The organism is Chloroflexus sp. MS-CIW-1, assembly GCF_030444705.1.
Taxonomy (GTDB): Bacteria; Chloroflexota; Chloroflexia; order Chloroflexales; family Chloroflexaceae; genus Chloroflexus.
The window spans coordinates 756,807-772,980 of sequence record NZ_JAUBWR010000002.1 but is presented as its reverse complement, the minus strand read 5'-3'; the positions used below and the strand labels follow the sequence as shown (position 1 = coordinate 772,980).

The following is a 16,174-nucleotide window of genomic DNA, read 5'->3' as shown; positions in this document are numbered from 1 at the left end:
GTTAGTAGCTGACAATGTTCAGTGTGGATGAACGAACTGAAGGTGAGGGCCACCCTCACCCCCAGCCCCTCTCCCGCAGCGCGGGAGAGGGGTGAGGCGGAAGGGGCCAGGACGGGACATAATCCCCCCTTCCTCTCCCGCAGCGTGGGAGAGGAAGGGGGCTAAGGGGGAAGGTGAGGGGTCCAGTTGCCCGCCACCATTCCCCTCATTGTTCAGACACACGCTTATCCACCCACACTACGTTACCATATCTGCCCAATCTGCGCTACAGATCACTGCAATCGGGCCGGTCGGCGTATGGGTCAGTACGACCACCAGTGAACGTTGACCGGTACCGCGAAGCTGACGCGCCAGTGCATCGGTGTCAAGTGGTGAACCGCGCTTTTTCACCGTGACCAGACCACCATCAAGTTCACGGACCAGTGCCCGTAACCGTTTTAGTTGAAAGGGGAGCCAGGTGATAATCGGCCATGAGCGGGCAAATGGGGTTGGGATAGCCGTTTCAGCCGTGAGATAAGCAATATCGGGCGAAAGTTGATGAGCACCGAGCTGTGCAGCTAATGTGGTAACCAGACCGGCACGGATAATTGCCGGATCAGGTTCGTAGAGAACTGCCAGCGGCGGACTGAGCGTGGGAGGTGGTGATGGTGAGGCAACCATAGTTGCCCATGATCCATCGCTCCGCAGCACCGTCGCCCGCCGGGTCGTAGTCATAAATGGCCCGGCCCAGAGTACTGCCTCCTTCAATTCACCATCGAGGGAAACAAACTCAATTTCGGCATCAGTCGGCAACCCAGTTGGATCGATCCCCGGTGCCAGCTTAACCACCAGTGCCGATGTATAACGCTGCCAGCTCAAGATATGCGATAACGGTGGCTGAAAGGCTTCAGGATCAAACACTCGTCGTCCTTCGCTACGTCGAGCCGGATCGCAAAAGAGTGCAGCCGCCGACGGAGGTGGTTCACGCATCAGATCGCGTTCGACAAAGACCACTCGTGAACCAAGCCCAAGCACATCGACATTGTATCGCGCTAACGCCAGACGGATCGGATCACGTTCGACCGCAATCACTCGTGCACCGGCAGTAGCCAGCGCAATCGTGTCGCCGCCGATCCCACAACCGAGATCGGCTACGTGACCGACACTGACCATGCGGTTGGCACGATGGGTGGCAATCACGGTCGCTGAAGCCTGTTCAAGCGCATCACGGGTAAACAGCATCCGGTTGGCCTGCGGAAATTTGGTTATGGCGCGTCGGCGCAACAGAGCTTGTTCAACTGCTACCCGTGCCCGTTCAGCAGGTAACAACCGTCGCAGCCGCGTCAATTCGGCCAGAATATTCCTCTCGTCAAGATCGCGCTCGGCGAGATCGGCCAGCACCGCCATTCCTTCTGATGAACGAAGCCAATTGATAAGGGCTTGATCCATAGGCATTCCACACACAGGTAATGGAGAGGGCGCAGCAGCACTGAAATGCTAACCGTCATCGAACTGATAGGGGGCACAATACCGCTGCACCCTACCCAATCCACCACTCGATCATAATATTCCTAAACAACACAAAGCGCGGTACAATAAGCGTAGTACCGATAAGCTATCGACAAACGAGGTCTGTTATGCGTAGAATTGGCTGGATCATATTCATCCTCACTTTTATCCTGACTGCATGTACCAACCAGACAGTACAGACGCCGATCGCAACTCAAGTCGTCCCCACCACGGTACCGGCGTCGGCGGCAACTGCAGCCGTTCCTACCACCCAGCCACCGGTAGGCACCGACGTCACTCCGGAGATAGCTACCGCTGGCATCCAGCAGGCGCTCGACGGGTACGTTGAAGCGTACAACACGAATAACATCGAACTCTTACGCTCGGTTGTTGATCAGACAAACGCTCCTTTCCGGCGTCTCGTCGAAGAACGCTTCAAAACGTTTCAGGAATCATCGTTTGCCGGCAGTCGCTTTGGGCGAATGCGTGTCTTGGAAGTCAAACCCCGTGAACACGGGTTCTGGCAGGTGGCTATCGATGATGGAGGCTACCGCCGCGACATCCTCTTCCGGCAAATGGACGATGGGCGATGGGTGATGAGTGAACCGACCGAAGAGCAACTCGGTCAGAAAATTAGAATCGAGAACGAATATTTTACGCTCAACACTTACGAATGGGCCGCAGAGGTCAATACGATTATTGAAGACATGGTCGTGCGTGCCCGACAGCAGGTCATCGATACGCTAGGTCGTACTCCCGAAAACAAATTCAACGTTTATCTACGACCAATCTTCGGAATTTCACCACCGGTCAATCCGAATTCACTGGCCTGGTACTCGGCTGGTTCACGTCCGCGCAACGACCGGGTAGACATCTTTGCTCCCTTCTCGTATGCGTTTGGCTTTTACGATCCCAAGGTTGGTTGGGAAGAAGAACTCTATAGCACTATCGTCCACGAATTGACCCACTGGGCCTACACACGGGCCTTCGCACAAGAGTACCGCATCACCGACTGGATGAGCGAGGGCCTGGCCGAATACGTCTCGAATAATCCACGCCGTAACGCAGTGAGTGCTGCTGTGCGGATGGGACGCATTATTCCACTTGTTGATCCCAATGGTGGTGTTCGTCCGCAAGATATGGATCATATGACCACCCTTGAAGTTGATCGCAGCCTGGCCTACGGATTTGCCTACTCGCTGGTGGCATATATCGTCGAAACGCAGGGTGGCCTTGATGGCTTCTGGCGCTTCGCGGCTGCGGTGCGGGATACGCCGGGAACGGGGATCGAATTTTACGATAAAGCGCTCCAGAAAGCCTTTGGCATCAGCTACGAAGAATTTGACGCTGGTTGGCGGAAGTGGCTACAAGAGAACTATTAGCGCGTGGCCGAGACAGCTTTGCAGCGATGAAGGTCGTGGCACGGTCTCCGCCGGTGATTGGTTTCTATCCGAAAACGCCACGATCCGCGACCACGTGCACGCACTGATGGGCATCACTGTCCAAATCGTAGGGGTGCGGTATTGCCGCGCCCCAGGTGATGTTGCCCCCGACATATGATACCGCCGTCATCAGAAATCGATCACACGGATATCCCGTCAGATCGTATTCGACGATGTTGGTGTATCCCTGGCGCAGCGGTGCAATCATGAACGGCATAGGTCGTGTGTCGTGCCTGATCGCAATGACGATGCGGTATTCAGGGTGCCAGTTGTGCACGAGACAGCGGCCCACCCGCTCAGAGAACGGGAGTATTTTTTTCCAAATGGTCGTTTTATCAACAGGAACGCCTATGTCTGCGCCACGCCTCATCGTACCTGGTCTGTACGAATTACGCCTGTCGATGCCCCTCAGTTCGGTGAATGTTTTCTTCTTGCTTACCGCCGAAGGTGTCACTCTGATTGATACCGGCTACCCTGATCGAGGTATTGGTGTATTGGCCGGCCTGTCGGCGCTGGGCCGGACATCAGCCGATATACGGCACATCATTGTGACCCACCATCACATTGATCACGCCGGCAACTTAGCTACCCTCCAAACCCTAAGCAATGCAACCGTCTGGATGCATCCCCTCGATGCCGAAGAAGTCAGGCACGGCAGAGCACTACGGCCAACCATCCACAACGCTCCTGGTTGGTTCAACTGGCTCGCTGCCAAATTGGCAGCAATGATCATCCCCCAAACCATCACACCGGCTCAGGTTGATCAGCACGTCACTGATGGCACTATGATCCCCTTTGCCGGTGGCTTGATTGCCGTTCATATACCCGGTCACAGTACTGGTCAGATCGCATTGTACTGGCCAGCACAGCAGACACTCTTTGTTGCCGATGCTGCTGTCCATCGCGGGAGACGACTGCATATGCCACCGGTGCTCGAAGATGAGACGGCAAACGCAGCCAGCCTTGCTCGCCTCGCAACCTACCGTTTTTCCACCCTCTGTTTTGGTCACGGCCCGGCGTGTTCTGGGCCAGAGGTGCAACGTGTGTTTCGACAGTATGCCGCGACGTTGGCGCGGCGGAGCTAACGAAGACCTGTAAGGCATTGTCGCGCTTCACTTGCTGAGAGCTTTATTCAGCGTTACCATAACGGCATATTAGCAACGAACGCCATCATTGTACAAGGAGGTACGTGATGAACCGCACGATTCGTGCTCCTCGTGGGACAACACTTCATTGTGCCAACTGGCAGATCGAAGCTGCTTACCGCATGATCCAGAACAACCTTGATCCCGATGTTGCATTTGATCCGATGCACCTGATCGTCTATGGTGGACGTGGCCGGGCAGCACGCAACTGGGAATGCTTCGATGCGATTCTTGCTACCCTGCGTCGCCTGCAACCGGATGAGACACTCCTTGTGCAGTCGGGAAAACCGGTTGCTGTCTTCCGTACCCATCCTGATGCGCCACGTGTGCTGATCGCCAACTCCAATCTGGTACCGGCCTGGGCTACCCAAGAAAACTTTGACCGCTGGGAAGCTGCCGGACTGACAATGTACGGTCAAATGACGGCAGGAAGCTGGATTTACATCGGTACCCAGGGCATTTTACAGGGAACCTACGAAACCTTCGGAGCATTGGCCCGTTCTGCGGGTTGGGAAACACTACGTGGAAAATTGGTGGTTACTGCCGGTTTGGGCGAGATGGGTGGTGCACAACCGCTAGCGGTGACCCTTAATGAAGGAGTTGTGATTGCTATCGAGGTTGACCGCTGGCGTGCCGAGCGCCGTCTGCGGCTGCGGCAGGTGGATCGACTCAGTGACGATCTCGAAGAGGCGATGACATGGGCTGAAGAAGCACGGGCAAGTGGAAGACCATTATCGATTGCATTAATCGGAAACGCAGCAGAGATACTACCTGAAATGTTACGGCGCGGTGTGCTGCCAGATGTAGCAACCGACCAAACCAGCGCCCATGATATTCGCTATGGCTACATTCCCGCCGGATTATCACTGGAAGAAGCGGCTGAACTGCGTGAGCGTGACCCGGCAGAGTACGATCGCCGGGCAATGGCCTCAATGGCCGAACATGTGCGAACGTTGCTCGAATGGCAACGGCGCGGTTGCATTGTGTTTGACTACGGAAACAACCTGCGTCAGCGCGCTTTTGATGCCGGTGTACGTGATGCGTTTAGTTATCCGGGCTTTGTGCCAGCTTATATCCGCCCTCTGTTCTGCGCCGGGAAAGGACCGTTTCGCTGGGTAGCCCTGTCTGGTGATCCTGAAGACATCTATGTTACTGACCGTGCAATTGCCAATCTCTTTCCCGATGACGAACACCTCGGTCGCTGGTTACGTCTCGCTCGCGATCACGTTGCTTTTCAGGGTCTACCGGCACGGATCTGCTGGCTTGGCTATGGCGAACGAGCTAAAGCTGGCTTGCTTTTGAACGAACTGGTAGCTCGCGGTGATGTAAAAGCACCGATTGTGATCGGTCGCGATCATCTTGATGCAGGATCGGTTGCCAGTCCTAACCGCGAGACAGAAGGTATGCGCGACGGCTCCGACGCGATTGCCGATTGGCCACTCCTCAATGCGCTGATCAATGCGGTTGGCGGTGCTACGTGGGTGAGCATTCATCACGGTGGTGGTGTGGGTATCGGTTACAGCATCCATGCCGGACAGGTAATCGTTGCCGATGGTACGCCTGAAGCTGCCCGCCGGATCGAGCGTGTTCTGACAACCGATCCAGGTATGGGTGTTGTGCGTCATGCCGATGCGGGTTATCCCGAAGCCATCGCGTTTGCCCGTCGTCACGGTATCGATATACCGATGCTGCCGAATCACGACATTACGGAAACTCATGTGTTGTCGCACGACGAGTGATGGGCACAGATCGCACCAGGAGGAGCGAGTTCTGAACCCTCCTCCGGTTGTGACGTGTTAGCTCGGTGGTTTCAGGACGGTTGATGAAGCAAGACATCTCTGCTATGCAGCGGTGCAACAAACCGGTAAAACATCACCATGCAGGCAGTCCTTCCCTTCAGAACCGTCATGATCAGTTTGAAAGTAGCGACCTATGGAACAATGTGACCTTCTTATTCACTCAGCATCCCAGATTGTCACCTGTGCCGGGCCACCCGGCCCCCGGCGGGGTATTGCGATGCGTGATGCTGGTATCATCACACAAGGTGCTCTGGCAATTCGTGGCCCGGCGATTGTCGCTGTCGGACCAAGCGACGAGCTACGGCGCCGTTTCACTGCCCGCCAAGAGATCGATGCTACCGGTCAGGCTGTATGCCCTGGTCTAATCGATTGCCATACCCACATTGTTTACGCTGGCGAACGCATAACCGAGTTCGAGCAACGCTGTGCCGGAGCTACGTATCAAGAGATTATGGCTGCTGGTGGTGGTATTCTCCGCACGGTACGCCTAACCCGTGCGGCCTCGACCGCGACGTTAGTTGCAGAGACCTTGCCCCGCCTGGCTCATATGCTGCGTCTAGGCACAACCACTGCTGAGGTGAAGACCGGGTACGGTCTTGAATGCGACACCGAGTTGCGCCAACTGGCAGTCATTGAACAACTCGCTGCTCTACAACCGATTGAACTGGTGCCGACCTTTCTTGCTGCCCATGCGGTACCACCGGAGTTTCTTGATCGCGCCGATAGCTATGTTGATCTAGTTGTCGAAACGATGTTGCCACTGGCACGGCGCTGGTATCACAGCTCGTCATTTGCCGACCAGGCCATCCCCCTTTTTGTCGATGTGTTTTGTGAGCGTGGAGCATTTACGGTTCCCCAAAGTCGGCGGGTACTCATGGCTGCCCGCGATCTCGGTCTGCCACGGAAGGCACACGTCGATGAGTTTAACGAACTGGGTGGGCTGGCAATGGCCCTGGAAGTAGATGTCACCTCGGTCGATCATCTCGATGTTACCAGCACGACAGCCTTTTCGGCCCTGGCCGCCAGTTCTACGATCGCTGTTCTCTTACCGCTGGTTTCGATCAATCTTGGCACAACGCATTTTGCCGCTGCTCGACAGATGATCGATGCCGGAGTTGCTGTGGCGCTGAGTACTGACGCCAACCCCGGATCGGCGCCGTCACTGTCGTTGCCGCTTACCATGGCCATTGCCTGTCGTTATCTGCGGATGCTACCGGCAGAAGCACTCTTGGCAACGACCGTTAATGCAGCATACGCCATTGGCTTAGGTGGCAGAGTCGGTGCTCTCATGCCAGGCATGCAGGCTGACCTGCTGATTCTGGCAGCGAACGATTACCGCTGGCTCGTATACGAGCTGGGTGGTGCTCCCGTCGCACAGGTCATCAAGCGAGGGCAGGTTGTCTGGAATGAGCGGATGTCCTGATGCTGACGACCTGTATTGTTGTCGCGAGAACGGGTTTGCAACCCTGTGATACCAGCAGGATGAAGACCAGGGATTTTCAGACGTGTCAGCACTCGTGTCACAGTGTGTCCGGTATACCTCTTCCCTGCCCAAAAGGGCGAGGAGGGAATGCAGCTTCCCCGATTTTCTCTGCAAACGGGGGTGATGATGTGCCGATGCGTCAAATGGCAGCCATGCACGATAGGACGCGGGCCAGCAGTCCGTGCTCCCAGGGAAATAACAACGTACCAGGACATTATGAAGAGGGACTATGCAAGGAAACGAAGTCATTCTGGATGGTGAAAGTCTGACGCTCGAACAAGTGGTAGCAGTTGCTTACGGTAAACCCGGCTCACCGGAGGTGAGCCTGGCGCCAGCAGCCAGAGTGCGAGTCGCACGGGCCGCTCAGGCTGTGCAGACCTTACTAGAGCAGGGAGTTATCGCTTACGGTATCACAACGGGCTTTGGTGCATTCAAGGATCGCGTGATTGCACTCGATCAGGTCAGCCGCTTGCAACACAACATCCTGGTGAGCCACGCCGTGGGAGTAGGACCGGTCTTTGACATTCCTACAACCCGTGCCATTATGCTTATCCGGGCCAACACACTGGCGCGAGGACATTCGGGTGTACGACTACAAACGCTCGAACGCCTGATTGATATGCTTAACCGCGGCCTGCATCCCCGCATCCCTTGCAAGGGTTCGCTGGGTGCGAGTGGTGATCTGGCACCGCTTGCCCATATGGCCTTGCCTCTGATCGGGCTAGGTGAGGTCGAATGGCAGGGAGAAATACTACCGGCAGCAACAGCATTAGCCCGCTTGCATTGGCCACCGCTCGAACTGGCTGCCAAAGAGGGATTAGCTTTAACCAACGGTACTGCCGTGATGTGCGCATTGGGTGTCCTTGAAACCAGCCGCGCCGAGCTGCTGAGTGCCACTGCCGACATTGCTGGCTGTCTCAGCCTGGAGGCACTTCACGGCACACCCGCCGCCTTCGACGCTCGGCTCCACGCCTTGCGTCCCTTTCCACGGCAGATCGAATGTGCCGCCCATCTCCGTCGTTTACTGGCCGGTAGTGAATTCGTGCGTAACAACGATCCGCGCCATGTGCAAGATGCGTACACGCTCCGCTGTATTCCCCAGGTACACGGTGCTGTACGCGATGCAATTGCCTACGCACGCTGGGTGTTTGATATTGAATTGAATGCCGTTACCGATAACCCGCTGATCTTTGTTGATGATACAGGCAACGTCGAGATCATTTCTGGCGGTAATTTTCATGGCGAGCCATTGGCTATCGCTCTCGATTATCTCGGTCTGGCGGTCGCCGAACTGGGGAATATCGCTGAACGACGTTTAATGCGGTTAACCGATGAAGCTTCTAACACGCACGTCTTACCGGCATTCCTGACTCGCGCTGGTGGTCTCAATTCCGGATTTATGATCGTGCAATACACTGCAGCAGCGCTGGTAACCGAAAACAAAGTCTTGGCCCATCCGGCCAGCGTTGATAGCATCCCAACATCGGCCAACGTCGAAGATCATGTTAGTATGGGTGTCACGGCTGGGCTAAAACTGCGTACCATTCTCGACAATGTCAGCCAGATTCTGGCGCTCGAACTATTTGCTGCGGCCCAGGGTATTGACTTTCGTCGGCAAGAACTTGGTAGCAATGCGCGATTGGGACGCGGTACTGCACCGGTATACAATCTGATACGTCAACACGTGCCATTTGTGGCTGAAGACACTTTCCTGCATCCCTACATCACAACGATGTGCGAACTGGTAGCACAGGGGAAGATTGCAGCCGCAGGTACAGGCAATGAAGCGGAATAGTCGCCCACTTGGTACAAAGGCAAGGGCTTGGAGTATCAGGAGCACAAGGACGTTGATCGTCAACAATCTAAAAGGGCGGGTTACCAACCCGCCCCATACCCGTAAATACAGCACACGTTAAACAGAAGGAGACTAATCTCCTGCCGGTTTTGGGTTTAATGCAGTGTTTCGCCGCGCCACGGCCATCGCCTCAAGCACCACAATGACCATCACCGTCAGTACAATGCCGGCCAGCGCACCTACTGCAGCCTGAGTGAGCACTGTTCGACCTATTGCGGTTACAGGATTGGTAACCGTCCCGAGGTATCGCACCGACACCTGCGGAGCAGCATTTGCTACCCGCAACTCGTCAATGCGCCGGAGTAATACCTCGATCAAACTAAATGCAAGATCACGGTTACGAGAAAGTTCGCGTTGGCGAGCATTTAACTGCTCGAGCCGAGTTTGCGCGGCAGCCAGTCGTTCATAAAGTAGCTGACTCGAATCGGGACTCAACTCAGCGGGTGGTAGTTCACTGAGGCGCTCCGCTTCCTGACGCACTGCACGATATTCAGCGTTGAGGGTCGTCATTAGTCGATCTAGATCGGCCACCGTTACCGACAACTTACTACTCAAGGAGCTATCGAGTTGCAAGATAGGACGGTCACTTCCCTGTGCACTGAGATTTCGGATTCGGAGCAATAGCGCAGCAATCGCATCATCCACATTGGTCGTATCGTCGGGTTGGTCAATCAATCGTGCACGCAACAATTGTACATCACGTAAAATTTGTTCAAGATCATTACTGCGCCGCAAATAATCGGAAAAACGTTCTGTGCCGGCTGAGCGTGCACTATTGACCAGATCGGAAAGACGACGTACCTCTTGCTCAGCTACGGCCATTTCCCCGCCGGCGAGAAATGCCTCTAGTTCGGCCTGGGCCGTCTTATAGCGTTCACGGGCTTCGGCCAGTTGTTGTTCAACCTGCTCGATTGAACTGGTATCCCGGGTATAAGTTTCATTGACCAGGCGGGTATATTCCTGCCCCCACAAAAGCGCCAGGCGACGGGCAGCTTCGGCAGTTTCAGCTTGAGCAGTGATCCGCACTAAGTCACCATTCGTTTCAATTGTCACCCGATCACGTAAAGCCCCCAACTGGTAATCATTCGGTAGCCCTCCTTCAGCCGCGAGGATTGTAGCTACCCGCTCCTCCAGCGTTGGATCACGAGCCAGACCAAGTAATGCTTCACGCTGATTCGCGGTAGTTGTGAACAGGAATGAATCGCGACTGGTAAACCGGCTATCCAGTGTGACCTGGGCGCTTGCCGGTATAATTAGCAGTGATGTACTGGCGGTATAGGGTGGGGTTCGCAGCCAGGCGATGAAGCCTGCGATAATAGCTACACCTAAGGCAGTGCCGAGAATGATCCACCACCGTTGAAGTATAGCGCTCAGATATGGTCTCAAATCGATTTCATCGTCCATGCTTCCAAACTCCGTTTTTTAGCCCGAGCGACCAATGATAGTAGCAGACAAGGCGTTTTTCGTCAACAATCGTCAATAGTAGAAACGTACCAATGTTAGGAGCGCCGCGAGATCAAATATCGCAACAGCAACGAGTAAGATGTACGGCGTTAGCCGTCGCCATTGCTCAGGCCAGAGCTGTCGCCAGCCTACTATCAGCAGCCACGTAGTAGGCAGCATGGCCCAGTAAAGGTAGCGACCACGCGGAATATATGGAGTCCCATCGCCAAGAGGATGCAACCGCCCGAATAATGCAACCCATGCTATCACCACTGCCACGACACAGAGCCACAACCAGCGTGATTGCCAGCCTGACGTTAGCAATGTCCGCTGCCATATCCCGCGGAGCAAACCAACGATAGCGGCAATACTCAATCCGGCAAAGAGCCAATCACCTACCGGTGGCCAGACCGCGATATGGCCCCAGGCCAGGCGTACCCAAAAATGGTTGTGCGCAACCTCGAGGGTGCGTCGATACCACGGCCACGCCCGCTCCCAATTGCCCCACGACAGGAGCCATGGCACGATCTTAACGCGCAGATACTCTTGCTCGACCATCGCCAGCCACGGACGCGGATGCAGCCCTTGGCTGTTGAAGGTAAAGCTGACCATCAGCAGCACGCTGGTGAAGGCAACACTCCCTGCCAGATACACCCACCAGCGGATCGGACGCCTCCAGAGAGTCCAGATCAACGCCAGAATCAGCGGAATGAGGAGCGGTACTGCTGTGCGCTTGGTGAGGACTGCAACCATCGTGCCAAGGATGGCCAGCCCCAAACCGGTTAACCGCCAGCCATCACGCATAAGGATAGCAAAGCCCAGAAACGCGGTTACCGCTGCAAAATTCATCAGCACGTCACTGTTAAAGGCACTCATGAGATCGGTAAATGCCGGAATAGTCGCAACGAGCAGCGCCAGAATTACTGCCATCTGTGGTTCATTGGCGAAAACGATGCACCCAACTCGCCATACGGTGACAACCGTTAACATCATCAGAAAGGCACTGATCATACGACCAGCGTAAAGCTGATGTTCAACCGGTAAGTAACGAAGTGGACTAAGGAGCCACGCCATTACTTCATAGTAAAACGGCGGGTGCTGTCGCTGATCGGTTGGAATACCCGGTGGAAGCGGACTCAGCAGGTCAGGCTTTACCCCAAGCGGCCAAAAGCGATGGCGATACATCGAGTCGGCAACTTCGCGGGCAATCGCCACATCGTCTGGCGCGGTGACTCCACCACGGATGATGTACGCCGTGTACAAAAAATGACCTGGCTCATCGTAGTGCTGCCAGGGTGGAACCAGGAACACGTAGATCAAGGTATGGAGAAAGGCGAGTGGCGCCAGCCAGCGTATGACCAGCCATTCGTCCCTTGTGAGCGTCATAAACCGCCACCAGCGAGGTATTTGGTTAGAGATCGATGCCTCATTGCTAGTAACAGGTACTTCGATGTGTGCCATGCGGTCACTTGGTTTGGTAGCCCTTCGCGGATTCCTCTCAGATCGGCATCCCTGGTATCGAGCTTTCTACGTAGAGCCTATCCGAAATCTCTTGTGGTGGGAGATGAAGGTCATCGAATGTTGTCACCTTACCAGATCGGTTTGCATCACAGGGGATATTTGGTATCAGACTGATCGCACGTTGGATTGAATCCATCGACGAGTTTCACTCGTTGTAGCGTGACGACAAGTTATTCGGATAGGCGCTTAATGTTCTTCATCACCTATTCGACTGGCCAACACGATGCTTCCCCGCAGCATCTGCTGCACTTCGTCTGCAACTACCTTATCGTAGAGCACCATGTCGATCCCTATGTCGAGATGGCGTGAAAAAAAGAAGAAGTATGGTTTGATCACTTCCAGCGGATTCGCAATTGGCTCATTCACTTGCAACAGCAGATCAGCATCACTCGTTCCGGTATGAGAACCGGTTGCCAGTGAGCCGATGAGGCGTACCTCTTGCAGGTGGGGGAAGATCGCCAATGCTTTCGCCGAGACCTCTCGCAATTGTCGCATCACCTCATCACGATTCAGGGAGATAGCTTTCACAGAACTGTATGACTCGATCCGCCGCATAGAGACCTTCTCTCGCCTATCGTTCGGTAAAGTAGTCAGCCGGTTTTCCCGCCGCAAAACCGTTTGGGTAGCGCGGTGGAATGTAATACATATCCAGCAGACGGACGCTATCTAACACTTCCTCGGGTATTTCCAGGTCTTGTCTCAAGCGTTTGAGCATTTCGGTAAGGGAGTGCCCCCACAGGGTTATTCCTCTAACGAGACCTAATGCCTTGATTACCTTCTCAGACGATTGTTGCAACGTAAAGCAGGCCCATTCGTAGTACCCGTATTGTCTAAGAGGGCGCGCGTGTAGTCTCGCTTCCCTTGCTCGTACCAGTCTTTCCAGCGATTCATCAACGACCATTCCTACATTCGGTCTTCCGCAATTAACGGTACAATGACCACAATACTATCATATCATATAGCCACTAATCCCTCTTTTGCAAACCGTTGTATCCCTACGTCTACTGTTTTACCGTGTGACCCTATCTGCATCAGGCTGGTCGTGAATCACTTTTCCTCCATCAGCAGGCTTCATCCGTAACATGATGACGGGGTATTCGGATTAAACTACACTGCAATGCTCGGTCGCACATCGTCGGGCGACTGCTCAGAAAGGGTTTCACTTGCTCACGTTAGCACACACACTTTGATCCACGAGTGTAGCATGAACATCTTGTCAGACATACTCTCAATAGGCGCCATGCCCCTTCCAAACCACAATCAATGTTCTCATCAAAATACGTAGGTCTAGCCAAAACGAATAATTCTGGATGTAGTAGAGATCATCCTCTGTATGCAGATGCATTGGCTTATCACTCCGACCATTGATCTGCCACCAGCCGGTAATCCCAGGGGGAACGCGAAACCGTTGCCATTGCCATGGCTCATACTCTGCCGCAATGTAGGGCATCTCAGGTCGTGGCCCGACCAGGCTCATCTCGCCGCGCAACACATTAAACAGTTGCGGTAGTTCATCGAGCGATGTCCGCCGTAACTTCCGCCCAACCCGTGTCACTCGTGGATCATCCTTCACTTTGTGAAGCAGCCGTCCCTGATCATCACGTTTTGCCACCTCTTGCCAGCGCCGGTCAGCATCCTGATACATCGTGCGAAACTTCAGCATCTGAAAGCGCCGTCCGTGTTCACCGATGCGTTCCTGACGAAAAATGATCGGACCGGGTGATTCCAGCTTAATCAGAACAGCTATCAAGAGCATCACCGGTGCGAGCAGGATGATCAAGATGGTGCTCACGATAACGTCAAACATCCGTTTCACAAACCGCTGTGATGAGGTCAGCGCCGATTCGCGTAGCGAGATGAGCGGAATACCGCCGATACTTTCCACTGGTGTGCGCGCAAAGACGAGGTCAAGAGTCGTTGGCACCGTATGTAGCATTACCGGCTCTTTCAGCAATTGCAGCGATAGTTCGACCACTGTATCGTGACGTGATGGCGGGAGCGCAAAGATCACTTCATCGATCTGATAGCAGCGCACAAGGCCGACGAGGTCAGCCAGATGACCTAGGCGAGGCAGTTCTACCGGTGCGTCACGTTCATCAGAGACATATCCCACAATGTGTAGCCCGATCCAGGGTCGATGACCAAACTCATCGACCAGGCGTAAAGCAGTATTGGCATCGCCGACCACCAGCGTGCGTCGGCCACTCTCCCGTTGCTGCTGCCAGCGCGTAATCGTGCGGAAACCGAGATGAATCACGCTCAGCGCTACCAGATCGCATATCACAAAACGAGCAAAGGCGCTGCGCTCAAGAACAACACCATTTATCAGGTAGAGAAAACCTGCCAACGAGGTCGTTGCCAGAAAAACGGCGAGAAACAGGCGCGTAAACGCTTCGAGGAGGGTACGGGTAAACAGTGCGCGTTGTGGCGCCAGGACGATGAAAACCAGACCCCAAATCAACGCAACCCCAACGTAGAGCAACCACCGGAACCGTGAGGCAACCGGTTCAGAGTGAATAACGAAGGCAAGGCACAGTACTGTTGCGATCACATCCCAGGCAAGAACGCTCCCAATCAAGCGTAAGCGTAGGCGTTCTAGCATGCCGGCTCCTTACGTGAAGACGCTTGCCGGCATCGTGGCCGCGCCTTCACACCATATCAACCGGAACAAACCCATAACGTGGGGTATGCCGGTAGATAGTATAGCACGGAGGATTGTGATGGGTCAATGCAATGATAATCTGGAGAGGGAAGTTAGAATTTCGTAAAAGTATTTTTATTGTTCATTTCAGGGAATCGTGCTCTGGAATGTCATCGAAAGCTTGGCTGGGGATGAACATTTGTTTCACTACAAAAAGATCATTAAAAAACGGAGGATATCCATATTAAAGCGAACATTCCAACTTTATACTTTGATGAGCCAGGCACACTTCTTTTGGCCAGTCCATTATATTTTGCAATCTCTTTGCTCTCAGTGGTGCGTTTTTGCTTTGGATGATCGATGATTATGGACTTTTGTAATCTGTCCCCATAACAGGATCTGCGGAGTGACATCCTTTGCCACTGGTACCCCAGGGTCACACACGTGTAGTGCATCAGACGGTTTCATGGAGAACACCAATGCGTTGATCGACTATGATGAGCGCATTATTTGATGTTATCCGCTTGACTCTTTCCTTAATGATGAAACATCTTCACGTGCTGTAAGGATAGAAGTCGATTCTAATACTTTACCAACAAGGTAGCCAACAGAGATCGCGTAAAACGGTACAGCCGGGAGATAATATCTATCCCAATTCAGGGGTGTCCACACAATGACTCCTGCCATGGTGATTACGCCATATACGATCAGAGGGTAGGTTTGTCGCCAGTTTCTCAGAAGTAAATAGAAACCAATGAGAAATAGGATGCCATTGAAAGGATTCCCAAACACTGCATTCTGAAACGCACCAACCTTATCACCGATAGTCCACAATGCAGCTTCTGGGAGTCGTTCACGACGGGCGGCAATAATGTTTGAATGTTCTATCATCATCTGAATTCCCGCACCGATGTCAGACCATGTTTGAGGATTGAGGAGGAAGAAGACAGGGGCTGGAAAGAACAAAATCGGTAACACTAGGAGCACACTTGGTTTTGAGCGAGAGTAATACACGTTTATCAATCCAACCAACAAGCAACTTATCAAAAGCAATATTGCATTAAGTTTTGTTGAAATAGCAATTCCATTAGACAACCCTGAAATAATCCCCCACCTTAGCGCATCTAATGTGGTTAATGTAGGGTTAGTACCACGCCAGATGGCATAGATCGCTATGATGCTGAACAAAATCATAGGCATGTCGATCATTGCTTGCTTGCCTAATCTGGCGACATACGGATGAGACAGAAATACCCCGGTAATCAATAAAGCAGTTATCCAGGAGTATTGACGTTGCGACATCGGGAGATGAAAACCAATAATAAACATGAAGCCCGCTGTAATAGCAGTAACTAGC

Annotated in this window: 12 protein-coding genes; 5 read left to right on the top strand and 7 right to left on the bottom strand. The window is 53.7% G+C overall.

The window, feature by feature from the left end:
- Positions 1-237: 237 nt before the first annotated feature.
- The gene (locus QTO31_RS16075) at positions 238-1,428 is read right to left on the bottom strand and encodes a class I SAM-dependent methyltransferase (protein ID WP_301430104.1); all 1,191 of its coding nucleotides are present in this window, start codon (positions 1,426-1,428) and stop codon (positions 238-240) included.
- Positions 1,429-1,616: 188 nt separating this feature from the next.
- Here QTO31_RS16075 and QTO31_RS16070 point away from each other — a divergent pair, with 188 nt between their 5' ends.
- The 5 genes from QTO31_RS16070 to hutH all read left to right on the top strand — a co-directional run bounded on the left by QTO31_RS16070 (position 1,617) and on the right by hutH (position 9,152).
- Positions 1,617-2,870, top strand: coding sequence for a hypothetical protein (locus tag QTO31_RS16070; RefSeq protein ID WP_301430103.1), 1,254 nt, complete (start codon positions 1,617-1,619; stop codon positions 2,868-2,870).
- Positions 2,871-3,280: 410 nt separating this feature from the next.
- Positions 3,281-4,015: an MBL fold metallo-hydrolase gene (locus QTO31_RS16065; RefSeq protein WP_031460835.1), complete on the top strand. Its 735-nt coding sequence runs from the start codon at positions 3,281-3,283 to the stop codon at positions 4,013-4,015.
- Positions 4,016-4,122: 107 nt separating this feature from the next.
- Positions 4,123-5,814, top strand: coding sequence for a urocanate hydratase (gene hutU, locus QTO31_RS16060; RefSeq protein WP_367620644.1), 1,692 nt, complete (start codon positions 4,123-4,125; stop codon positions 5,812-5,814).
- A 193-nt stretch (positions 5,815-6,007) separates the two neighbouring features.
- Positions 6,008-7,297: an imidazolonepropionase gene (hutI, locus tag QTO31_RS16055; protein ID WP_031460837.1), complete on the top strand. Its 1,290-nt coding sequence runs from the start codon at positions 6,008-6,010 to the stop codon at positions 7,295-7,297.
- Positions 7,298-7,586: 289 nt separating this feature from the next.
- Positions 7,587-9,152 carry a histidine ammonia-lyase gene (gene hutH, locus QTO31_RS16050; protein WP_301430102.1) on the top strand — a complete coding sequence of 522 codons (1,566 nt, stop codon included), beginning with the start codon at positions 7,587-7,589 and terminating at the stop codon, positions 9,150-9,152.
- Between the two features lie 132 nt (positions 9,153-9,284).
- On the opposite strand, the gene QTO31_RS16045 is transcribed toward hutH, so the two are convergent.
- The 6 genes from QTO31_RS16045 to QTO31_RS16020 all read right to left on the bottom strand — a co-directional run bounded on the left by QTO31_RS16045 (position 9,285) and on the right by QTO31_RS16020 (position 16,146).
- Positions 9,285-10,616 carry a Wzz/FepE/Etk N-terminal domain-containing protein gene (locus QTO31_RS16045; protein ID WP_301430101.1) on the bottom strand — a complete coding sequence of 444 codons (1,332 nt, stop codon included), beginning with the start codon at positions 10,614-10,616 and terminating at the stop codon, positions 9,285-9,287.
- A 72-nt stretch (positions 10,617-10,688) separates the two neighbouring features.
- Positions 10,689-12,041 (bottom strand): glycosyltransferase family 39 protein, encoded by a 1,353-nt coding sequence (locus QTO31_RS16040; RefSeq protein ID WP_301430099.1) that lies wholly within the window; start codon positions 12,039-12,041, stop codon positions 10,689-10,691.
- A gap of 321 nt (positions 12,042-12,362) precedes the next feature.
- Positions 12,363-12,671, bottom strand: a complete 309-nt coding sequence (locus QTO31_RS16035) for a nucleotidyltransferase domain-containing protein (RefSeq protein ID WP_201771231.1) — start codon at positions 12,669-12,671, stop codon at positions 12,363-12,365.
- Between the two features lie 76 nt (positions 12,672-12,747).
- Complete coding sequence (locus QTO31_RS16030) at positions 12,748-13,077, bottom strand: HEPN domain-containing protein (protein WP_201771232.1); 330 nt, start codon at positions 13,075-13,077, stop codon at positions 12,748-12,750.
- A 327-nt stretch (positions 13,078-13,404) separates the two neighbouring features.
- On the bottom strand, positions 13,405-14,778 hold the full coding sequence (locus QTO31_RS16025; RefSeq protein WP_301430097.1) for a sugar transferase: 1,374 nt from the start codon (positions 14,776-14,778) through the stop codon (positions 13,405-13,407).
- Positions 14,779-15,333: 555 nt separating this feature from the next.
- The gene (locus QTO31_RS16020) at positions 15,334-16,146 is read right to left on the bottom strand and encodes a phospholipid carrier-dependent glycosyltransferase (RefSeq protein ID WP_301430096.1); all 813 of its coding nucleotides are present in this window, start codon (positions 16,144-16,146) and stop codon (positions 15,334-15,336) included.
- Positions 16,147-16,174: the final 28 nt, after the last annotated feature.